Raw genomic sequence first — 20,919 nt, forward strand, 5'->3', positions numbered from 1 at the left:
AAAGCCCATTTCATAAAAATACTTGAATACCTTTCTTTACCGTTATACAGGAGAAAGAACGGATAGAGTCATTACAAAAAAGCAGGCATAATGCCTGCCTTTTTTATAATGAACAAATCGAAAAAAGTTTGCGGTTTTTTTGCGGTTCAAACACTTTTTGGAAATGTTAGAATATTACATAAAAAGACATAAAAAGGAGGGATCATGTGAATCCGGTTTTACCTTCCTCACATGTAGGGGTTAAGATTACCGAATGGTATAAGATGATACGTCAGTTTAGTGTTCCGGATGCTGAAATTTTAAAAGCAGAAGTTGAAAGAGAAATCAAACAGATGGAAGAGGATGAGTACTTACTAATTTATTACTCCCTCATGAGCTTTCGACACCAACTTATGCTCGACTACTTAGAGCCAGAAAAAAAGTATAGAACAGCACGTCCAACCATCTCAGAATTACTTGAAAAAATTGAAGCTCCCCAAAAGAAATTAACCGGTCTCCTGAAATATTACTCATTATTTTTCCGTGGTATGTATGAATTCGATCAGCAAGAATTCGTCGAAGCTATTAATTATTACCGTAAAGCTGAAAAAGAACTTTATGCTGTTACTGATGAAATCGAACAAGCTGAATTTCATTTTAAAGTAGCAGAAGCTTATTACAACATGAAACAAACTCACGTTTCCATGCACCACATTTTAAAGGCATTGGAGATTTATGATCAGAATCCACTGTATACTGTAAGGAAAATTCAAAGCTTGTTTGTAATCGTTGGTAACTATCTTGATTTTAAACATTATGAAAAAGGATTGAAACATCTTGAAGAAGCTCTGAAACTTTCTAAAGAATTGGGCCACGACAGACTAATAAGTTCGGCTCTTTATAATTTAGGCGAATGTTATCATTACATGGGACAACCAAGTAAAGCTGAGGGATATTTGAAAGAAGCAGCTGAAGTTGCAGAAAAAGCAAATTTAAGGACACTTCCTCATACGCTTCATTCGTTGGCCACAGTTTTATTCAAGCAAGAAAAGTTTAATGAAGGACAGAAGGTTTTGCATCAAGGGATCGAAACAGCACAAAAATTTAATGACGAACTTTTCTTATCGATGAATAAGTTTCTGAATGCTTTATATATTGAGTCAGTTGATAAACAGGGTATCCTTAATATATTGAATGATCTTAATGAAAGTCACATGTTCTCTTTTACGGAACACATAACGTTGCTTACTGCAGAATATTATAGAGAAGGCGGAGAATTTGAAGAATCCAGTTTTTTCTACGATAAAATGGTTGAAGCGCAGCTTCAAATTCAGCGAGGTGACTGTTTATATGAGTATTAAAAAAGGTGTTTGCGTATTTCTCTTTGCTGTTATTGTAACCACTGGTTTATTTGCGTTTACTGCGGCTCCTGAACAATCTAACCAGCACATTGAGGCCCACACGACTAATGCTGAAATGGAAATGGCAGGTATCAGATTACAGACTTAATCTGTAAAAACCCTCTCATACTTGAGAGGGTTTTTTGGTTGAAAGTAGTAAGTTAAATACATTAAAGTATTAAACAATCCTTATAAGTCCTTTACATATAACCTCATTTTTTTGGAGAGAAAAAGGCAATAGGGCACCGCAATTTAAATTTTCGGTGAGACCGCAATAACTTTTTTATTACAACTACTTGTTGAGTACCTTATCTTCTTGTTTTAGAGTGATTCAATTCCACTAGAGTACCTACCTATGACATGGATTCAAATACAAGTCAATGAAGGTGTACCTCCATCAAATGCACATTTAGCCGCAAGTTTCATAGTGAAAATTTAAAAAGGAGAGATGATAATTAAAATCAGCCGGATTCTATTGGCGTAGTGGTATTAAGTAGAATCTTAAAATTACACACTTTGTTGATATAGACAGCGCTTCAAATGGTGGTCTCTAAATTGCCACAGATCGAGTTGGTGCATAAAGAGGAAGGAATTAGACCCTTCCTTTTTATTTGTACGGGTCTTTGAGGTTGTGTAAATGGAGGTAAAGGACGACTTTAAATGCTTGAATGGCGGGCTTTTGTTTATGGTAATAGATTTCACAAAAAAATTAGGGATTCTAAGAATGAAGATACCAAATCATATTGGTATCTTTTTTGCTTTAGATTTATTAAATTTCCTTCAGGAGTTCATGACTTGTCACCAAATGCATGTGTTAACCTTTTGATTACACAAGTTTAAAAGGCTTTAATAATTAATCAAAAAAAATTGATTTACTTTGTTGCATTTATTTTGAAATCATGAGTATAATAAATACATCAAAAAAAATTGATTAAAGAAGGCGATATGAATGGATGAGACGAAATCAGAACTGCTACGGAAATATGAACAAAAATTTAAGGCTCTTGCTGATCAGAAACGATTAGAGATCATGTATGAACTTTGTCAAAGGGGAAAAACCTGTGTTTGTGATCTGACTGAGATTTTTGAGGTGACGCAATCTAAACTTTCTTATCACCTAAAAATTTTATTAGATGCCAACTTAATAACGAAAGAGACAAAGGGAACATGGAGCTATTATGATTTAAATGATGAGGAAGTAAATAGTTTATTATCAGAAGAGCTTTGTTGTGTATTTAGAAAAAAAGGTGAAGGAGATTGTTGCTAAAAAAATTTAGGCATTAAATCAATTTTTTTTGATTAATAGATAAGAGGGGGAATTAAAATGAAATATGTTCATGTAGGGATTAACGTTGTCAACTTAGAGAATTCGATCAGTTTTTATGAAAAAGTTTTTGGAGTAAAGGCTGTAAAAGTAAAAACAGACTATGCAAAGTTTTTATTAGAGACTCCTGGACTGAACTTCACTTTAAATGTCGCAGATGAGGTGAAGGGAAATCAAGTGAATCATTTTGGATTCCAAGTAGATAGTTTGGAAGAAGTTTTGAAACACAAGGAAAGGCTTGAAAAAGAAGGGTTTTTTGCACGTGAGGAAATGGATACGACTTGTTGTTATGCAGTCCAAGATAAATTTTGGATTACTGATCCAGATGGAAACGAGTGGGAATTTTTCTATACCAAATCGAATAGCGAGATTCAAAAACAAGATTCTTCCTCTTGTTGTGTAGCACCACCAAGTGATAGTACAACGAACTCTTGCTGTTAGTAAAAAAGGTGAGGATAAAGTAATGAAACGTTTATCTTTTTTAGACCGTTATTTAACCATCTGGATTTTTCTTGCGATGGCATTGGGGATAGGATTAGGTTTTATATTTCCGAGTTTTGTTGGTGGATTAAACAAATTACAAGTAGGAACTACATCTATCCCTTTAGCTATTGGATTAGTATTAATGATGTATCCACCACTAGCAAAGGTTCGATATGAAGAAATTGGACGGGTATTTAAAGATATTAAAGTGTTAATTTTATCTTTAGTGCAAAACTGGATCATCGGACCGACTCTCATGTTTATTTTGGCTATCATCTTTTTGCCAGATAAACCGGAGTATATGATTGGGCTTATTATGATTGGATTAGCTCGCTGTATTGCGATGGTTATTGTTTGGAATGACTTATCAAAAGGTGATACGGAATACGCGGCAGGATTAGTTGCTTTCAACTCAATTTTCCAAATGCTTTTTTTCTCAGTTTATGCTTACATTTTTGTAACAGTTATTCCGCAATGGTTAGGGATGGAAGGAGCAGTAGTGAATATTACGATGGCAGAAGTCGCAAAATCAGTATTCATTTACCTTGGAGTTCCTTTTATTGCAGGAATGGTGACACGTTATATTTTTGTAAAAGTGAAGGGCAAAGAATGGTATGAAAAAGTGTTCATTCCTAAGATTAGTCCAATTACGTTAATTGCTTTGCTATTTACAATTATCGTCATGTTTTCCTTAAAAGGTGATGTAATTGTTAGCTTGCCGTTAGATGTTGTCCGAGTTGCGATTCCATTATTGATTTACTTTGTTTTAATGTTCTTTGTTTCCTTCTTTTTAGGGAAGAAAATCGGGGCAAACTATGCTGTAACTACTACTTTAGCTTTTACAGCAGGAAGCAATAACTTTGAATTAGCGATTGCTGTAGCTGTTGGTGTATTTGGAATTCATTCGGGTGCAGCATTTGCCGCCGTAATTGGTCCGCTTGTAGAAGTGCCAGTCATGATAGCACTTGTTAAGGTTGCTTTATGGTTTCAACGAAAATACTTTGGAAGTCACTCGATGTAGAGGTGGAATATATGGAGAATAAAATCATTTACTTTTTATGTACAGGGAACTCTTGCCGGAGCCAAATGGCTGAAGGATGGGCTAAACAATATTTAGGTGATGAGTGGAAAGTGTATAGCGCGGGGATAGAAGCACATGGATTAAATCCGAATGCTGTTAAAGCGATGAAGGAAGTTGGTATAGATATCTCTAATCAAACGTCAGATATAATCGATTCTGATATTCTGAACAATGCTGATTTAGTTGTTACGCTTTGTGGAGATGCTGCTGATAAATGCCCGATGACGCCTCCACATGTAAAACGTGAGCATTGGGGTTTTGATGATCCAGCAAAGGCACAAGGGACTGAAGAAGAAAAATGGGCGTTTTTCCAAAGAGTTCGTGATGAAATAGGGAATAGGTTGAAGGAATTTGCTGAAACAGGGAAATAATTAAACTCTTTTGTTATAGGATGCATATTTATATGTGTCCTTTTTTATTAATGTATAGCTATACGAACTTGACACCAATTTCAGATCTTGAACCACACTGATTGTTATGTTTTCTTAGAACCCTTGCAAAATGAAAAAACAGACAATTAAATTGTCTGCCTCAACAAGGTATTTTTTCTGGTTTAATCTCAAGATTGGAATAAAAATAACTTACTCAAAGTCGTTCCAGTTATCTAAGTAACGGTATAACGTTGTTTTACTGATACCCGTCTCTTTGGTAATTTGCTGTATGGTATACTTTTTGCTTTGGTACATCTCCATAGCACGGCGGACATTATGATCAGGTTTTCTCAGACGTCCTGTATTTTTCCCCTTTAATTTTGCCTCTTGAATTCCAACCTTTGTGTTTTCACTAATAATGTCAAATTGAAATTCGCTGACTCTTCTTTTTATCATCTAATCCTGTAGACATACAATAATTATTAAGGAAGAAATAAAGTAAAGGCTCAGACCCATGGAAAGACAATGAGTTTGAGCTTTGTTTACCCAATACGAAACTGCGGGGCAGGAACCACATTTTTATTTGTACAATGCTTAAATGAAAAAGCATTTTCATACCACTACGATAAGCTGAGTGGGGAGGGCACTGCTGGCATTCCTTGTATTTTGCTAATAACATAAAGTAAGTTATAAGAAGTAAAGGAATTCCTGTTCAAAATCCCTTTAAGACATTGTTTCATCTTTAGCGACTGGATGAGTTCTGATGAATAATCATACGATATTTACAATCGTTCTCCCTCTTACTTGTCCTTCCAATATTTCAGGAAGAACGTTAGGAAGTTGATCTAAAGTAATTTCTTGTGAAATAAATTCCTCTAAACTAGATGGTTTAAAATCAGTTGCTACACGATGCCATGTTTTTAACCGTGTTTCCATTGGACAATATACAGAATCAATCCCAAGTAAATTAACACCTCTTAAGATGAATGGAAAAACAGTAGTTGGCAGTTTTGTTCCAGCTGTTAATCCACTAACAGCAACGGAACCTCCATATTGAATTTGGCTTAAGATAGAGGCAAGAGGTTCCCCGCCTACAGGATCAACAGCTGCCGCCCATTTTTGTGATCCTAAGGCTTTAACCTTCCCTCCATAGGTCATATCCCGTGAAATAATTGTACTAGCTCCAAGTTTTCGTAAGTAATCATATTCTGATTCTTTACCTGTACTAGCTTCTACTTGATAACCGAGAGAGTTAAGGAATGAAACAGCAAAACTACCAACGCCACCTGTTGCTCCTGTTACCAGAACTTTTCCTTTTTCGGGAGATAGGTTATTTTCTTCTAGACGTTGAATAGATAGTGCCGCTGTGAAGCCAGCTGTTCCTACTATCATTGCTTCTTTGAGGGTCAAATTATCAGGTAAAGGTACAATCCAGTCTCCAGGGAGACTTGCATATTCGCTAAAACCGCCAAAATGAGAAACACCTATATCATAACTTGTGGCAATCACCTTATCCCCCTCTTTAAAGCGAGGATCATTAGAAGAAATGACTACACCTGCTAAATCTATACCCGGTATAAATGGGTATTTTCTTACGATTTTCCCATTGGGGTTCCCTGCAAGTCCATCTTTGTAGTTAATTCCAGAGTAGTGTACTTGGATGTGGACATCACTTTCTGGTAAAAACGCTGGAGAAACATTCTTTACTTTAATTGAAAATTCATCATCAACTTTGTTTACAACTAGAGCCTTGAATTCGTCTTTCATTTTATAAATCCTCCAATATGCTATCTTGATGTGAAACCACTTTAAGTATACACAATTATTCTGACCGGTCAAACTATTTTGTCTGGTCAGAATAATTTTGTGTGGATTTCATGAACTGTTGTATACTAATTGAAGGTTAGCTTTCTGGAGGTTTATTATGAAGAAAAAAGCAGAAGAAAGAAAGAATCAAATATTAAGGGCAGCTTTCCAAGCTGTGTCAACACAAGGTTATAATTCAGTTACACTACAAAGTATTGCTGATCACGCAGGAGTTAGTAAGGGCGTCGTGCATTATTACTTTGATAATAAGGAAGATACCCTTTCTCAACTACTTGAGTGGATTACAAATAAAATTTATAAACATGAATTGAAAGCAGTGGATTCGGAATCTACGCCACTGGATAAGTTGAAAGCTTATGTAAATTCAATATTTGTCTCTCCCGAGGAAAATGAAAAGTTTTACAAGGTTTATTTAGATTTCTTGTCTCAGGCAACCCGAAATGAAACGTACAGGAAAATTAACCATAGCTTTTATCAACAGTGCTGGGGCATCACATCTAACATTATTATTTTTGGACAGGAAACAGGAGTATTTGACCAAAGTATAGATGTTGAAAAAGCTTCAAAAACAATGCGATCTATTGTAGATGGATTGCTCATTCAATGGCTAATGAGTGAAGATATAAATTCACATGAATATTATAAAGAGATTTGTTATCAGAGCTTTTTGAAGCATTTAAAGCTCACTTAATTCTATTAGTTTATCTCCATTCTTTACGTAACAGAAAAAGACATAACGAATCTAAAAACAGAAAATGTCATTTAATTAAGAAGCATCATTGACACATGCAATGTCATAAAAATATTCAGTGGTTTACATTTATTGAGGGTACTTGAAGAATGAGGATACCAAATGAACAGGTTGGATCTTTATCGTTTTAGCTCACCATTTTTTAACCATATTTCATATAAACGTATAGAAATGGTGCAAAGTGAATATACAGAGTGTAATGAAAATAAGCTTTCATAACCAATGATATGGATTTACTATGTTGAGGGACTAGTGGGCGTGGTATATGTCAAAAAAGAAACCGATGATTCAAACCATCGGTTTTTTTATTTGTTTTCATACTCCTTGAAAATCACCTCATTAGGACAAACACTAGTTACATAGCATTACCCAAGGGGTGATGCATTTTATGAAGGTGATAATCATTGAGGGACCGCAAGCTGACAAATGCATTAACGATTGCTATCATTATTTAATAAAACTTTATAGGAAGGAGATCCAGGGTGATAGCAATATATGTAAGGGTATCGACCGAGGAACAAGCGATCAAGGGATCGAGCATCGACAGCCAGATCGAAGCCTGCATAAAGAAAGCAGGGACTAAGGATGTGCTGAAGTATGCCGATGAAGGATTTTCTGGCGAGCTTTTAGAACGTCCGGCTTTGAATCGCTTGAGGGAGGATGCAAGCAAGGGACTTATAAGTCAAGTCATTTGTTACGATCCTGACCGTCTTTCTCGGAAATTAATGAATCAGCTTATCATTGATGATGAACTGCGAAAGCGAAATATACCCTTGATTTTTGTAAATGGTGAATACGCCAATTCTCCAGAAGGCCAATTATTTTTCGCTATGCGCGGGGCAATATCAGAATTTGAAAAAGCCAAAATTAAAGAACGGACATCAAGCGGCCGACTTCAAAAAATGAAAAAAGGCATGATCATTAAAGATTCTAAACTATATGGCTATAAATTTGTTAAAGAGAAAAGAACTCTTGAGATATTTGAAGAGGAAGCCAAAATTATTCGAATGATTTTCAACTATTTCACCGATCATAAAAGCCCTTTTTTCGGCAGAGTAAATGGTATTGCTCTACATTTAACTCAGATGGGGGTTAAAACAAAAAAAGGTGCCAAAGTATGGCACAGGCAGGTTGTTCGACAGATATTAATGAACTCTTCTTATAAGGGTGAACACAAGCAGTATAAATATGACACTGAGGGTTCTTATGTTTCAAAGCAAGCAGGGAACAAATCTATAATTAAAATAAGACCTGAAGAAGAGCAAATCACTGTTATAATTCCGGCGATTATTCCAGCCGAACAATGGGATTATGCTCAAGAGCTTTTAGGCCAAAGTAAACGAAAGCACTTGAGTATTAGCCCTCACAATTACTTGTTATCGGGTTTGGTTAGATGTGGGAAATGCGGAAATACCATGACAGGCAAGAAAAGAAAATCACACGGTAAAGACTACTATGTGTATACTTGTCGGAAAAATTATTCTGGAGCAAAGGACCGCGGCTGCGGAAAAGAAATGTCTGAGAATAAATTAAACCGGCATGTATGGGGTGAGATTTTTAAATTTATCACCAATCCTCAAAAGTATGCTTCTTTTAAAGAGATTGAACAATCAAATCACCTGTCTGTTGAATTAGAACTTATTCAAAAAGAGATAGAGAAAACAAAAAAAGGCCGCAAGCGTCTTTTAACGCTAATCAGCCTAAGCGATGACGATGATTTAGATATTGATGAAATCAAAGCACAAATTATTGAACTGCAAAAAAAGCAAAATCAGCTTACTGAAAAGTGTAACGAAATTCAATCAAAAATGAAAGTCCTAGATGATACAAGCTCAAGTGAAAATGCTCTAAAGAGAGCCATCGACTACTTTCAATCAATCGGTGCAGATAACTTAACTCTTGAAGATAAAAAAACAATTGTTAACTTTATCGTGAAAGAAGTTACTGTTGTGGATTCTGACACCGTATATATTGAAACGTATTAAAGAGGGGTGTATGCACCCCCCTTTTGTAATTACAATCTCATTTTCAATACACCTCGCAGCATACGTCGCCAGCTTTGTCCCTTTACCAGCGGAATAGCTTTCAATTCCTTTAATCAGCCCGATCGTTCCGATGGAGATTAAGTCCTCTGCATCCTCACCTGTATTTTCAAATTTTTTCACAATATGGGCGACCAAGCGAAGATTATGCTCAATCAGCATGTTTCTGGCATGTTCATCCCCTTTAGCCATGAGCTCTAAGTATTTTTTTTCCTCGCTGCTTGAGAGCGGTTGTGGAAAGGCATTGTTTTTCACGTAAGATACTAAAAAGACAAGCTCTTTAACAACAAAGCCGAGCGCTGCGAAAACACCTGTCACCATCGTCACCTCCACAAAAGTATGTAGGCAAAAGCCTATATGTAAATGTATGTGGGCGGGAGGCTGTCTGTGTCTGTACCGGGAAATTTCTCGCAGGGGAGCCTGGCTTTTGTAAACAGCATACTACCTTCAAATTTTAAAAATAATCTATATCATGCGCCCATACATTGAAATGAACGAATGTATGGGGGGATGGGAATGAAAAAATGGATGGCAGGCCTGTTTCTTGCTGCAGCAGTTCTTCTTTGTGTAATGGTTCCGCAGCAGATCCAAGGCGCTTCTTTGTATGACAAAGTGTTATATTTTCCGCTGTCTCGTTATCCGGAAACAGGCGATCATATTAGAGATGCGATTGCAGAGGGACATTCTGAGATTTGCACCATAGATAGAGATGGAGCAGACAAAAGGCGGGAGGAATCATTAAAGGGTATTCCGACGAAGCCGGGCTATGATCGGGATGAGTGGCCGATGGCGGTCTGCGAGGAAGGCGGCGCAGGAGCTGATGTCCGATATGTGACGCCTTCTGATAATCGCGGGGCTGGCTCATGGGTAGGGAATCAAATGAGCAGCTATCCTGACGGCACCAGAGTGCTGTTTATTGTGCAGTAGTAAAGAAGAGGCTCTTTCTTGAGCCTCTGTTGTTACAACCCTTCGCCGTGCTGAATGTTCGGGGGATAGGTTTCTGCTTTTCGCCAATATTGGCGTGTGCCTTCGTCCCGTACAACAATGCCCAGCTGTGCCAGATCGAGACGGAATTCTTCAATATCGTCTTTTTGTTCGTCCTCCAGCGCTTTGTGCCGAGCTTTTAATAAGGCATGGGCGCCTTGCGATAGGTCCGGTGCCTCAGGAATCCATCGGCGAAATTGATCTTTAAACGGATCACCATCTGCTGCCCATTCGTAATGATGCTGTTTAAAGGCCTTCTCAACGTTTACTGGTTTTTCATCAATTTCTTCCCGTACCAATTCATATCCGGCTGTTCCTAGGAGGACAAGCTGTTTGTGATCCATAAATACAAGAGCGATGTCACCGGAATGAATTGATTGCACTTTTTTTCCTTTCATGAATTCCACTGTGTGATCTGTAATCTTGACAGACAGCAGCATTGCAATAACAGAATGAGCGAACCAAATCCCTGCAGTCATACCGAGAAGAGCAGTGATAAATGCAGCTGTTGATCCCTGAAAAGAGGTGATGAGCCGAAGCGGTCCTTCAAAAGGAATCCACGGAAGGGATAATGCCCATTTCGCAATCTGCGGGATAAAATACCCGATGGTAAGACCGATCATTGCAAATGCAGCGTATAAAAGGAATATAGCGGTTTTCGTAACACCAATAAGAGTATGAGATTGATTCTGCAACATGACACCTTCTTTTACTGAAAATCCTCTTCCCATATTTTAACTCAAAAAGATGGTAAATCAAGGATATAGTAAAAATTATGGATTTAAGAGGGTTCCGAAATGGAACTGGCAGGTACAGCCGGTCATGAAAAACATATTAAAATGGGCAGAAGATGTAGTTTCATTTTTTTTTCTGCGTGTCAACTACAAAGGGAACATAAAAAGTAAAGGCTTTTGACAATCAGGAAGAACAGGCATGAAAATCGGATTAATCGGCTTAGGGAAAATGGGCATAAACATAGGAAAGCAATTCATAGCCCGCAATCATCAAGCGGTTGGATATGCTATAAATCAAGGTTGGTGGGGCAGTTTTGCGTGATGTATGACCTTTATTAAGAAAAGGCGATATGATTATCGAAGCTGGAAACTCTCATTAATCGATCACTGCTACAATTAAATGAAAGAAGCGGTATCCATTATCTCGATGCCGGTACGGCGGGCGGAATGAAGGCGCATGGCATGGAGCCTGTTTTATGGTGGGGGTGATCATAAAGCATGGGAGATTGTAGAACCGCTTTTTCGGGACACCGCCTTCGGAAGCGGGAAGCGGACATTTTTGAAAAATGATCCATAGGTGAAGGGAAACGGACGGCGAAAACCACGCTTGATCTGCAGAGCGCAACTCCTGTGGTCGCATGTCGCTGCCCTTCGAAATGAATTTGGAGGCCATGCGACGGAAAAAAAGTAAGGGGGCGAACAAGCCTCCTTATTTTTTTGGCACCTTCAGAAGATGAGGGAACTTTTTATATATGACCAGCATGATGATCAGAATATACGCACCGTAAATGCTGATAGACAATAATTTATTGCTGGTGAAGTTGGCACCTGCAATGGTGACAACAACAATGTTGGGGATTTTCCCTATGAAAGATGCAAAGAAAAAAACATGCCAGCGAACCTGACTCAGTCCGCAGATCACGTTCATTATAAGGGAAGGTATGACCGGTATCAGCCTTCCTAATAAAACAGCGGTAAAAGCATTTTTGTTGAAGGAATCCTCGTAGCTTTGTATGGCAGGATATGCCTGAACTTTTTTTCTGGCCCAATCTCTAAAACTGTACCTGGTGAGAAAAAACAGCAATATTGTACCAAGCATTGAGCCGGTCAGTGTAATCCAAATTCCATTTGCCGTCCCGAACACAGCGCCATTTAAAGCAGCAACTAAAGCAAACGGCACTATTGGGAAAAAAACGTCGACAGCAATCAGCAGCATACTAAATAAAACGGAAAACATCCCTCCTGCTTTAATTGCATCAAGCCAAGCTTCTTTTTGAAAAAAACCGACTGCAATGATAGCAATCATCACAAGTATACCTATTCCCTTTTTTAACATAGTCTATGTCACTCCCAACTTAGATGATGTCAGGAGCCAAAATCTCCGTCATCTAAATTAGTATAACTGGTGCCATTTCAGCCGTTCAACTGAAAACCAGGTTAAGAACACAATTCTTTTTATTTCATAAAAAAGGCTGTCCGTCTATCTCTCTGTTTTCTTAACATAGGGGAGATAGAAAGGGTAACCATAACCTTAAGGGATAAGCTGTATCTTAGCCTATTTATTTCCTTTGGTTTGTGTGTTTTTCAGATTAGAGAGAAGGGAATTTAAAAATAAAAAGTCATCTGCTGCGCCGCAATGAAAGCAGAATGATATTCACTGAGGGGGACACGTTAACTATAGGAAAAAACAGTGTTAGCGAAAAAACTCTTCGTTGAACGAAGAGAAACAGAGGTATAACATTAAGGTGAGGATTTTGGGGGTGTAAAGATGAAACATTTTATCATCCTTTTCCTTCTGTTGTTCGTTACAGCAGGGTGCGAGGGAATGGGATACGAAGACGTTGTAGCATTTGGTGACAGCAATACGCGTGGCTCTAATTGGGATTATCGCGATTATCCAAAAGCACAGCAGTGGGTCAATATACTTAAAACAGCTGAACGCGGTAACCTTGATATACTCAATGCGGGAATCGGAGGACAGACGACAGAGGATGCCCGTCTTCGGTTTCAGACAGATGTGCTGGATCAAAAACCGAAGTATTTGTTTATTATGTTCGGCACAAATGACGCCGCCATACTGACTGAGGGAAAACCGAGAGTGTCGAAGCAGCGTTTTAGAGAAAATCTGGTTTATTTTATCGAAGAAAGCAGAAAACACGGGATCAAGCCAATCTTAATGACGTGTATTCCAATTATAGAAGGTAATGGGAAGCATCATCTGTTTTACTATTCCAGATATAAAGCAGCTGCTTTTGAACCAAAAGGCGGAGCAAGGAAATGGCACGACTCATACAACGATATTACAAGAGATGTGTCGAAGCGCCTGGATGTCCCTCTTGTAGATAACTGGAAGCATTTTATAGAAGCAGACGGCGGAAAAGCAACTGATGAAGCGCTTATCCAATCCGGTCTTATAGATCCTTCAGGCAATCATATGACACCTAAAGGGGCAAGGATTGTATATGAAGGAATACAAGATGGGCAGATTCTGCAGCGTTGAGCCGGACAACCGCCTAGTCCGATTTATTTCTCCTACATAGGCTGTTATAAAACCTTATTAAGGAGGCGCTTCACATGTATGGCGCAGGCAGAGCATATGGATACGCTTTTATTGTTGTTTTAGTTGTTGTTCTCCTGGTTGTGGGCGGCATATACTGGTTAGCATAATAACCGTCCCTTTAAAACACCTCTTTTTAGGGGTGTTTTTTGCTGAAAATAGTAGTAAAGCGCGCAGCCGAAGTGATATAATATCAGTCATCTGAGTAAAAAAAGGAAATACGCCCGGAAAAAATAGACAAATTCCTATTAAGAAGATACGGAAATAATATGTCCGAGCGATCTTCTTTTTATTTCGTTTTCAATTAACTCGATAAAGTCACGGTTTAAATTCATCTCGGTGGCTTTGAAATAAGATTCTATTAGTAATTCATCAGACAGTTTTCTCATGCTAGGAACCCAATTAATGGGAGAGGCACCTCCTTAAAAGTTGGAATCATTCATGATCTTAACGCATACAATGATAAGTTGCGTTTATCTGAGGTTGAAGTTATCTTTAATCTACCATGAAATGAATATAAGAACAATCGTTCTGTTATCCACACCGAAAAGTGGATAACTTGTGAGTATCGTGTTTATAATTTGTCTAAAGAGTGATGTAATAAGAGTGGATAGTGTGTGTAAATTTATCCACACCTGGTGAAGAAACCCAATTTTTGTCGAAATTTTTTTGCTCAGTTTTTCTTTAGGCGCAAGTTCGATTTTTTTCGACAATCATATTAAGGAGAAAGAAAAGGGAAGGGTGCGGGTTTTGTTAAAAAAGTTTTTTTTACCTGACGAGTTTGTAAAAAATATTTTTCATATTACGCCTGAAAAATTAAAGGAACGAAATGTAAAAGGGATTATTACTGATCTGGATAATACGCTTGTTGAATGGGACAGGCCGAACGCGACACCGCGCTTGATCGAGTGGTTTGAAGAAATGAAGGAACACGGCATTAAAGTGACAATCGTCTCTAATAATAATGAAAGAAGAGTGAAACTTTTCTCTGAACCGCTTGGAATCCCATTCATTTATAAAGCAAGAAAACCGATGGGTAAAGCCTTTAATAGAGCGGTGCGCAATATGGAGCTGAAAAAAGAGGACTGCGTGGTCATCGGAGACCAGTTGCTGACCGATGTACTCGGGGGAAACCGAAACGGCTACCATACGATTTTGGTCGTGCCAGTCGCTTCCTCTGACGGATTCATTACGCGCTTTAATCGCCAGGTTGAACGCAGAATACTGAGTGCTCTCAAACGAAAAGGGCACATTCAGTGGGAGGAGTAAGAAATGGAAAAGGTTGTTTGTATCGGATGCGGAGTTGCAATCCAAACCGAGGACAAAACAGGTCTGGGGTACGCGCCGCCTGCATCGCTTACGAAAGAAAATGTGATTTGCCAGCGTTGCTTCAGACTGAAAAACTACAATGAAATACAAGACGTTTCCTTAACGGATGATGATTTTTTGAACATCCTTCACGGTATTGGGGAAACGGACTCTCTTGTCGTAAAAATAGTTGATATTTTTGATTTTAACGGCAGCTGGATTAATGGGCTGCAGCGCTTGGTGGGGGGGAACCCTATCTTATTAGTTGGCAATAAAGCGGATATTTTGCCTAAGTCACTGAAAAGAGAGCGTCTGATCCAATGGATGAAACGTGAAGCGAAAGAGCTTGGCTTAAAACCTGTTGACGTATTTTTGGTCAGTGCGGGACGCGGCCAGGGAATCAAAGAAGTCATTGATGCGATTGAGCATTACCGCAACGGCAAAGATGTCTATGTTGTCGGATGTACAAATGTAGGGAAGTCCACCTTTATTAACCGGATTATTAAAGAAGTGTCAGGTGAAGAAGATATTATTACAACATCCCAATTTCCTGGCACAACCCTTGATGCGATTGAAATTCCGCTGGATGACGGCTCAGCGCTTTATGATACTCCGGGAATTATCAACAACCATCAAATGGCGCATTATGTCAATAAGAAGGATCTGAAAATACTATCCCCTAAAAAAGAGCTGAAGCCTCGCACTTTCCAGCTTAATGATCAGCAAACACTGTATTTTGGCGGACTTGCAAGGTTCGATTATGTGTCTGGGGAAAGATCTCCTTTTATTTGCTATATGCCAAATGAGCTGATGATTCATAGAACAAAACTTGAAAATGCAGATGCGCTTTATGAAAAGCATGCAGGGGAATTGCTCACGCCTCCGGGTAAAGATGAAATGGATGAGTTTCCGGAATTGGTCGCCCATACGTTTACGATAAAAGACAAAAAGACAGATATCGTTTTCTCTGGTTTAGGCTGGGTTACTGTCCATGACGCCGATAAAAAGGTAACTGCATACGCTCCAAAAGGCGTTCATGTATTTGTTCGGCGCTCATTAATTTAAGAAAAGGGGAGAGGAGTATGAAAAAGCTGTACGGGGTTATCGGAAATCCGATTGGCCATTCCATGTCACCTGATATTCATAACGCATCATTGAAAGATCTTGGGCTTGACGGGCATTATCATGCCTTCAAGGTGGAAGAGAATGATCTGGAGGATGCGGTAAAGGGAATAAGAGCTCTAGGCGTACACGGAATCAATGTGACTGTCCCGCACAAGGTTTCTATTATGGATTATTTGGATCATATTGATGAGAGTGCAAAAGTGCTTGGTGCCGTAAACACGGTCAGAAGAGAGGGAAACAAGCTTGTCGGATACAATACCGACGGGGAAGGCTTTGTGAAGTCATTAATGAAGGTATTAGACAAGCCCATCTCTGAACTGTCATTTTTAATGATCGGCGCGGGCGGAGCGGCGAGAGCCATCTTTACAACAATTGTCCGTAATAGCCCAAAAAAATTTGACATTTGCAACCGGACGCTGGAAAAAGCAAAGCGGCTTACAGAATCCACTCCCTCGTTTCACAATAAAGAAGTATTAAGCATAAAAGAAGCAGAAGAACGTCTTGAGCAGTATGATGTGATCATCCATACAACATCAGTGGGCATGTATCCGAACGTGGATGAAGTGCCGCTTTCATTACAGCGTGCCGCAAGCAGTGCTGTCGTATGTGATATCGTGTATAATCCAATTCAGACGGCTCTTTTAAAAGAAGCAAGCCAGAAAGGCTTAAAAACACTTGATGGTGTGGGCATGTTTGTTGAACAGGCGGCATTATCCTTTCAATTATGGACTGGACAAGAGCCTGATATTGAAAAAATGAGATCAATTGTAATAGGAAAATTAGGAGGAACAGAATGTTAACAGGTAAACAAAAACGTTTTTTGCGTTCAAAAGCGCATCATTTAACGCCGATTTTTCAAGTAGGTAAAGGCGGAGTAAACGACAACATGATTAAACAAATTGCTGAGGCACTTGAAGCGAGAGAGCTGATTAAAGTCAGTGTTCTCCAGAATTGCGAAGAGGATAAAAATGATGTGGCGGACGCTCTTGTAAAAGGAAGCCGCTCTCAATTGGTGCAGACAATCGGCAATACGATTGTGTTATATAAGGAATCAAAGGAAAATAAACAAATCGAGCTTCCTTAAAGGTGGTTGAAATGAAGAAAATCGGAATTTTCGGAGGCACGTTTGATCCTCCGCATAATGGTCACCTCTTAATGGCGAATGAGGTGCTGTACCAGGCGGGGCTTGATGAAATTTGGTTTATGCCCAATCAAATTCCGCCGCATAAACAGGACGAAGATTATACCGACAGCTTTCATCGTGTGGAAATGCTGAAGCTTGCGATTCAATCCAATCCGTCCTTTAAGCTGGAGCTTGTGGAAATGGAAAGAGAAGGGCCATCATATACCTTTGATACCGTTTCTTTATTGAAGCAGCGTTATCCAAATGATCAGCTGTTCTTTATTATCGGTGCTGATATGATTGAATATTTGCCGAAATGGTATAAGCTGGACGAGCTGCTGAACCTCATTCAATTTATTGGAGTAAAGCGCCCCGGTTTTCATGTTGAAACCCCTTATCCGCTTCTCTTTGCAGACGTTCCGGAATTTGAGGTATCATCAACTATGATAAGGGAACGGTTTAAAAGCAAGAAGCCCACTGACTACTTAATCCCTGATAAAGTGAAGAAGTATGTAGAGGAGAATGGTTTATATGAATCGTGAGGAGGCACTTGCATGCGTGAAGCAGCAATTGACCGAACACCGATATATCCACACGATTGGCGTGATGAACACGGCGATCGAACTTGCGGAGCGTTTTGGAGCCGATTCTAAAAAAGCGGAAACAGCGGCGATCTTTCATGATTATGCTAAATTCCGCCCAAAAGAAGAAATGAAACAAATTATTGCGCGAGAAAAAATGCCTGCGCATTTATTGGATCATAATCCGGAGCTCTGGCACGCTCCGGTCGGCGCGTATTTGGTCCAAAGAGAAGCGGGTGTCCAAGATGAAGACATTCTTGACGCCATCAGGTATCATACCTCAGGGCGCCCTGGCATGACACTTTTAGAAAAAGTCATTTACGTTGCTGATTACATTGAGCCTAATCGGGCATTTCCCGGTGTCGATGAGGTGCGTAAGCTTGCTGAAACTGATTTGAATCAAGCGCTGATTCAGTCCATTAAAAATACAATGGTTTTTCTTATGAAAAAAAATCAACCGGTTTTTCCAGACACATTTTTAACATATAACTGGCTTGTGTCTGGCAACTGAACAGGAGGAATTTGTGAATGAACCAAAAGGCCATTTTAAAGCTCGCAGCTGCGGCATGCGATGATAAACGGGCAGAGGATATTTTAGCACTGGATATGGAAGGCATTTCTCTAGTTGCTGATTATTTTTTGATCTGCCACGGAAATTCAGATAAACAGGTGCAGGCGATTGCCCGTGAAATCAAGGATCAGGCTGATGAAAACGGCATTCAAGTCAAAAAGATGGAAGGCTTTGATGAAGCAAGATGGGTGCTCGTTGATCTTGGCGATGTGATTGTTCATGTCTTCCACAAGGACGAAAGAAGCTACTATAACCTTGAAAAGCTGTGGGGAGACGCTCCGCTCGCAGATCTTGACCTTGGAATGAACCAATGATTTATCAAGGCTTTGCAAGCGTGTATGACGAGTTGATGTCACACGCGCCTTATGATCAATGGACAAAATGGATTGATGCATCTCTCCCGGAAAAAGGCCGTGTTCTTGATCTTGCATGCGGCACGGGAGAAATCTCTATCCGGCTTGCCGAAAAAGGTTTCGAGGTTACAGGCATCGACCTCAGCGAGGAGATGCTTTCCTTCGCCCAGCAAAAGGTATCTAGTAGCCAGCCTATTCTATTTCTTCAGCAGGATATGAGAGAGATTTCCGGCTTTGACGGTCAGTTTGATGCTGTTGCGATATGCTGTGACTCATTAAATTATTTAAAAACAAAAAATGATGTAATCCAAACCTTTAAAAGTGTGTTTCGGGTGTTAAAGCCCGGAGGCATTTTGCTGTTTGATGTTCATTCATCTTATAAAATTGCGGAAGTTTTTCCGGATAGCACATTTGCTGACCAGGACGAAGATATCAGCTATATTTGGCAGAGCTTTGCTGGAAGTGAAGAGCTTTCTGTCATTCATGATATGTCGTTTTTTGTTTGGAACGGAGAAGCATATGACCGCTTTGATGAGACACACGAGCAAAGAACGTTCCCAGTGGATGAATACGAAGAAATGCTGAAGAACTGCGGCTTTCAGCTCCATCACGTGACAGCTGATTTTACGGATTCCGAGCCATCAGCACAATCAGAACGCCTATTTTTCAAGGCGCAGAAACCAAAAACCATCGTTTCCTAAAACGATGGTTTTTTAAAATGCTTTTTTATGCTTTTGCAGTACAGACAAAAGTATGACATACTCGCCTACACATGAAACTGCTTTTTCACTGCGGAAATATCCTCCTCGTACTTCATATGAGTATTTTGAAATACCCGATGAAACATATCCTGCACACCGCTTTCCAGCGCTTTAATGCCTTCTCCCGTTACACCGCCTTTAACGCAAACCTTTTCCTGTAATGCAGGCAGGGTGTACAATTCGGTTTCTAACAGTTTTCCCATTCCGACAAGCATTTCCTTACACATCAAAATCGCGTCCTGTTTAGACACTGACGTTTCCGAAACAGCTGCATCTATAAACCGCTGAATCAGATAGCTCATAAAAGCGGGGCCGCAGCTTACGATGTCTGATGCAACTCTCGTAATGTCACTTTCAATTTGCAGCGGATGAGAAATATGCTGCATCAGCTCATTGATTTTCGCTTTTGCAGATTCGCCGCAGCTTGTGCCGAAAGTGACGAGAGAAACACCTGCCAGCGCCCTGTTCGTAATACTTGGGATCACTCGCGCCACTTGACACGGCACATATTGTTCGAGCTGTTCGGTTTGAACGGGGCTTGTAATTGAAATGAGAATATGATCTTTTCTTAAATAAGGTAACGCTCTTGCCAGTAAAGGATATATATCAAGCGGCTTAACACAAATAAAAATCATTTCGTTTTCAGAAACGAGCTTTTCGAGACTTTCGGTAACGTTGATGCTGTTGTAGCGGTTTTTTATGTGCAACGCTTTTTCAATTGTGCGGTTTGTGATTGTCATGTTTGAGGGATCGGCTGCTTTTGATTCAATAAATGATTCTATAAGGATCGTACCCATATTTCCTGTGCCGATAAAGCCTATCTTCAATGGTTTCCCCTCCTTTGAGCTATTATCCTCTAAACCATATGTGTTATGAAAATAAAATATGACGAAAGCGGGGAACATGCACGATGAATTGGTTGAATCAGCATAAGAAAGCAATGATTTTAGCGGCTTCTGCAGCTGTTTTCACAGCAATTATGATCTTTCTAGCCAGCGGGAGAAACAAAGAGCCGGTGAAGCAGGCTGTACCAACTGAGACGGTAAATACAGAGGTAAAGCAGGAAGCAGGCAAAGATGAGTCAAGCGAAGAAATTGTGATAGACATCAAAGGTGCTGTTCAGCATCCTGGCGTTTATGAAATGCGAACAGGGGACAGAGTATCTCAGGCAATTGAGAAAGCAGGAGGAACCAATGAGAAAGCAGATGAAGTGCAAGTGAATTTGGCGGAGATTCTGCAGGACGGGACAGTGGTGTACATCCCGGAAAAAGGAGAGGAAACAGCAGTGCAGCAGGGTGCCGGAGGAGCTGTCCAAAGCGATGGAGGGAAGGGGGTGGTAAATATCAATACAGCCACCTTAGAGCAGTTACAAGGCATCTCAGGGGTGGGGCCATCCAAAGCTGAAGCTATTATTGCATACCGGGAAGAAAATGGGCGTTTCCAGACTATTGAAGATATCACGAAGGTTTCAGGAATAGGCGAAAAGTCATTTGAGAAAATAAAGTCTTCCATTTCAGTAAAGTGATTTGACGGTCATGCATTATGATAGGTAAACTAAAGGTCA

24 protein-coding genes and 4 pseudogenes are annotated in these 20,919 nt (G+C 39.6%); 21 read left to right on the top strand and 7 right to left on the bottom strand.

Annotated elements, in window-relative coordinates; translation table 11 throughout:
* The first annotated feature begins 263 nt into the window (after positions 1-263).
* From ACQXR1_RS05135 to arsC, 6 genes are all read left to right on the top strand, one after another.
* Entirely contained in the window at positions 264-1,340 is a 1,077-nt protein-coding gene (locus ACQXR1_RS05135; RefSeq protein WP_404309729.1) for a tetratricopeptide repeat protein, read from the top strand.
* Positions 1,330-1,488, top strand: coding sequence for a hypothetical protein (locus ACQXR1_RS05140; protein ID WP_162830452.1), 159 nt, complete (start codon positions 1,330-1,332; stop codon positions 1,486-1,488). The genes ACQXR1_RS05135 and ACQXR1_RS05140 overlap by 11 nt, the downstream gene beginning before the upstream one ends.
* A gap of 840 nt (positions 1,489-2,328) precedes the next feature.
* Positions 2,329-2,646 (top strand): arsenical resistance operon transcriptional regulator ArsR, encoded by a 318-nt coding sequence (gene arsR, locus ACQXR1_RS05145; protein WP_141949618.1) that lies wholly within the window; start codon positions 2,329-2,331, stop codon positions 2,644-2,646.
* 57 nt (positions 2,647-2,703) lie between these two features.
* Entirely contained in the window at positions 2,704-3,144 is a 441-nt protein-coding gene (locus tag ACQXR1_RS05150; protein WP_032722151.1) for an ArsI/CadI family heavy metal resistance metalloenzyme, read from the top strand.
* A gap of 22 nt (positions 3,145-3,166) precedes the next feature.
* Positions 3,167-4,207 (top strand): arsenite efflux transporter Acr3, encoded by a 1,041-nt coding sequence (gene acr3 / locus ACQXR1_RS05155; protein WP_004398718.1) that lies wholly within the window; start codon positions 3,167-3,169, stop codon positions 4,205-4,207.
* Positions 4,208-4,218: 11 nt separating this feature from the next.
* Positions 4,219-4,638, top strand: a complete 420-nt coding sequence (gene arsC, locus ACQXR1_RS05160) for an arsenate reductase (thioredoxin) (RefSeq protein WP_029318100.1) — start codon at positions 4,219-4,221, stop codon at positions 4,636-4,638.
* Between the two features lie 210 nt (positions 4,639-4,848).
* Here the strand turns inward: arsC and ACQXR1_RS05165 are convergent.
* Both ACQXR1_RS05165 and ACQXR1_RS05170 read right to left on the bottom strand, forming a co-directional pair.
* A pseudogene (locus ACQXR1_RS05165) lies at positions 4,849-5,082 on the bottom strand (helix-turn-helix domain-containing protein); the annotation flags it as partial.
* Positions 5,083-5,409: 327 nt separating this feature from the next.
* Positions 5,410-6,405, bottom strand: coding sequence for an NADPH:quinone oxidoreductase family protein (locus ACQXR1_RS05170; RefSeq protein ID WP_029318099.1), 996 nt, complete (start codon positions 6,403-6,405; stop codon positions 5,410-5,412).
* A gap of 157 nt (positions 6,406-6,562) precedes the next feature.
* Between ACQXR1_RS05170 and ACQXR1_RS05175 the strand changes: the two genes are divergently transcribed.
* From ACQXR1_RS05175 to spoIVCA, 3 genes and pseudogenes are all read left to right on the top strand, one after another.
* Positions 6,563-7,156, top strand: coding sequence for a TetR/AcrR family transcriptional regulator (locus tag ACQXR1_RS05175; protein ID WP_029318098.1), 594 nt, complete (start codon positions 6,563-6,565; stop codon positions 7,154-7,156).
* 448 nt (positions 7,157-7,604) lie between these two features.
* Positions 7,605-7,783 (top strand): annotated as a pseudogene (locus tag ACQXR1_RS05180) (hypothetical protein).
* Positions 7,741-9,201 carry a site-specific DNA recombinase SpoIVCA gene (spoIVCA, locus tag ACQXR1_RS05185; RefSeq protein WP_430771972.1) on the top strand — a complete coding sequence of 487 codons (1,461 nt, stop codon included), beginning with the start codon at positions 7,741-7,743 and terminating at the stop codon, positions 9,199-9,201. The pseudogene ACQXR1_RS05180 and the gene spoIVCA overlap by 43 nt, the downstream one beginning before the upstream one ends.
* A gap of 27 nt (positions 9,202-9,228) precedes the next feature.
* Here spoIVCA and ACQXR1_RS05190 read toward each other — a convergent pair.
* Positions 9,229-9,579, bottom strand: a pseudogene (locus ACQXR1_RS05190) (sigma-70 family RNA polymerase sigma factor); the annotation flags it as partial.
* Between the two features lie 195 nt (positions 9,580-9,774).
* On the opposite strand from ACQXR1_RS05190, the gene nucB reads away from it, so the two are divergent.
* On the top strand, positions 9,775-10,185 hold the full coding sequence (gene nucB / locus ACQXR1_RS05195; RefSeq protein ID WP_069149902.1) for a sporulation-specific Dnase NucB: 411 nt from the start codon (positions 9,775-9,777) through the stop codon (positions 10,183-10,185).
* Between the two features lie 32 nt (positions 10,186-10,217).
* On the opposite strand, the gene ACQXR1_RS05200 is transcribed toward nucB, so the two are convergent.
* Positions 10,218-10,940, bottom strand: a complete 723-nt coding sequence (locus tag ACQXR1_RS05200) for a YqeB family protein (RefSeq protein ID WP_326273215.1) — start codon at positions 10,938-10,940, stop codon at positions 10,218-10,220.
* A gap of 235 nt (positions 10,941-11,175) precedes the next feature.
* Between ACQXR1_RS05200 and ACQXR1_RS05205 the strand changes: the two are divergent.
* A pseudogene (locus ACQXR1_RS05205) lies at positions 11,176-11,667 on the top strand (NAD(P)-binding domain-containing protein).
* Between the two features lie 18 nt (positions 11,668-11,685).
* Here ACQXR1_RS05205 and ACQXR1_RS05210 read toward each other — a convergent pair.
* Positions 11,686-12,312, bottom strand: a complete 627-nt coding sequence (locus ACQXR1_RS05210) for a TVP38/TMEM64 family protein (RefSeq protein ID WP_367066732.1) — start codon at positions 12,310-12,312, stop codon at positions 11,686-11,688.
* A gap of 432 nt (positions 12,313-12,744) precedes the next feature.
* Between ACQXR1_RS05210 and ACQXR1_RS05215 the strand changes: the two genes are divergently transcribed.
* Positions 12,745-13,476, top strand: a complete 732-nt coding sequence (locus tag ACQXR1_RS05215) for an SGNH/GDSL hydrolase family protein (RefSeq protein WP_367066730.1) — start codon at positions 12,745-12,747, stop codon at positions 13,474-13,476.
* Positions 13,477-13,781: 305 nt separating this feature from the next.
* Here the strand turns inward: ACQXR1_RS05215 and ACQXR1_RS05220 are convergent, their stop codons facing one another.
* Positions 13,782-13,922, bottom strand: coding sequence for a sporulation histidine kinase inhibitor Sda (locus tag ACQXR1_RS05220; RefSeq protein WP_003226124.1), 141 nt, complete (start codon positions 13,920-13,922; stop codon positions 13,782-13,784).
* Between the two features lie 361 nt (positions 13,923-14,283).
* On the opposite strand from ACQXR1_RS05220, the gene ACQXR1_RS05225 reads away from it, so the two are divergent.
* From ACQXR1_RS05225 to ACQXR1_RS05260, 8 genes are read left to right on the top strand one after another with little or no spacing between them, the layout of a single operon-like run.
* The gene (locus ACQXR1_RS05225; RefSeq protein WP_003226126.1) at positions 14,284-14,802 is read left to right on the top strand and encodes a YqeG family HAD IIIA-type phosphatase; all 519 of its coding nucleotides are present in this window, start codon (positions 14,284-14,286) and stop codon (positions 14,800-14,802) included.
* 3 nt (positions 14,803-14,805) lie between these two features.
* On the top strand, positions 14,806-15,906 hold the full coding sequence (gene yqeH / locus ACQXR1_RS05230) for a ribosome biogenesis GTPase YqeH (protein ID WP_040082573.1): 1,101 nt from the start codon (positions 14,806-14,808) through the stop codon (positions 15,904-15,906).
* A 17-nt stretch (positions 15,907-15,923) separates the two neighbouring features.
* Positions 15,924-16,766 carry a shikimate dehydrogenase gene (gene aroE / locus ACQXR1_RS05235; RefSeq protein WP_326273220.1) on the top strand — a complete coding sequence of 281 codons (843 nt, stop codon included), beginning with the start codon at positions 15,924-15,926 and terminating at the stop codon, positions 16,764-16,766.
* Positions 16,760-17,050: a ribosome assembly RNA-binding protein YhbY gene (gene yhbY, locus ACQXR1_RS05240; RefSeq protein ID WP_014664674.1), complete on the top strand. Its 291-nt coding sequence runs from the start codon at positions 16,760-16,762 to the stop codon at positions 17,048-17,050. Before aroE ends, yhbY begins: the two co-directional genes overlap by 7 nt.
* 11 nt (positions 17,051-17,061) lie before the next feature.
* Entirely contained in the window at positions 17,062-17,631 is a 570-nt protein-coding gene (locus tag ACQXR1_RS05245) for a nicotinate-nucleotide adenylyltransferase (protein ID WP_014477393.1), read from the top strand.
* Positions 17,621-18,181: a bis(5'-nucleosyl)-tetraphosphatase (symmetrical) YqeK gene (yqeK, locus tag ACQXR1_RS05250; protein WP_014664672.1), complete on the top strand. Its 561-nt coding sequence runs from the start codon at positions 17,621-17,623 to the stop codon at positions 18,179-18,181. Before ACQXR1_RS05245 ends, yqeK begins: the two co-directional genes overlap by 11 nt.
* 17 nt (positions 18,182-18,198) lie before the next feature.
* Positions 18,199-18,555: a ribosome silencing factor gene (gene rsfS, locus ACQXR1_RS05255; protein WP_014664671.1), complete on the top strand. Its 357-nt coding sequence runs from the start codon at positions 18,199-18,201 to the stop codon at positions 18,553-18,555.
* Entirely contained in the window at positions 18,552-19,295 is a 744-nt protein-coding gene (locus ACQXR1_RS05260; protein WP_014664670.1) for a class I SAM-dependent DNA methyltransferase, read from the top strand. The genes rsfS and ACQXR1_RS05260 overlap by 4 nt, the downstream gene beginning before the upstream one ends.
* A gap of 65 nt (positions 19,296-19,360) precedes the next feature.
* Here ACQXR1_RS05260 and comER read toward each other — a convergent pair whose 3' ends face one another.
* Entirely contained in the window at positions 19,361-20,182 is an 822-nt protein-coding gene (gene comER / locus ACQXR1_RS05265; RefSeq protein WP_004398597.1) for a late competence protein ComER, read from the bottom strand.
* Positions 20,183-20,265: 83 nt separating this feature from the next.
* Between comER and ACQXR1_RS05270 the strand changes: the two genes are divergently transcribed.
* Positions 20,266-20,880, top strand: a complete 615-nt coding sequence (locus ACQXR1_RS05270) for a helix-hairpin-helix domain-containing protein (RefSeq protein ID WP_416723174.1) — start codon at positions 20,266-20,268, stop codon at positions 20,878-20,880.
* Positions 20,881-20,919 lie beyond the last annotated feature (39 nt).

This window comes from Bacillus sp. ATD (assembly GCF_050585765.1).
GTDB classification, from domain to species: Bacteria; Bacillota; Bacilli; order Bacillales; family Bacillaceae; genus Bacillus; species Bacillus stercoris.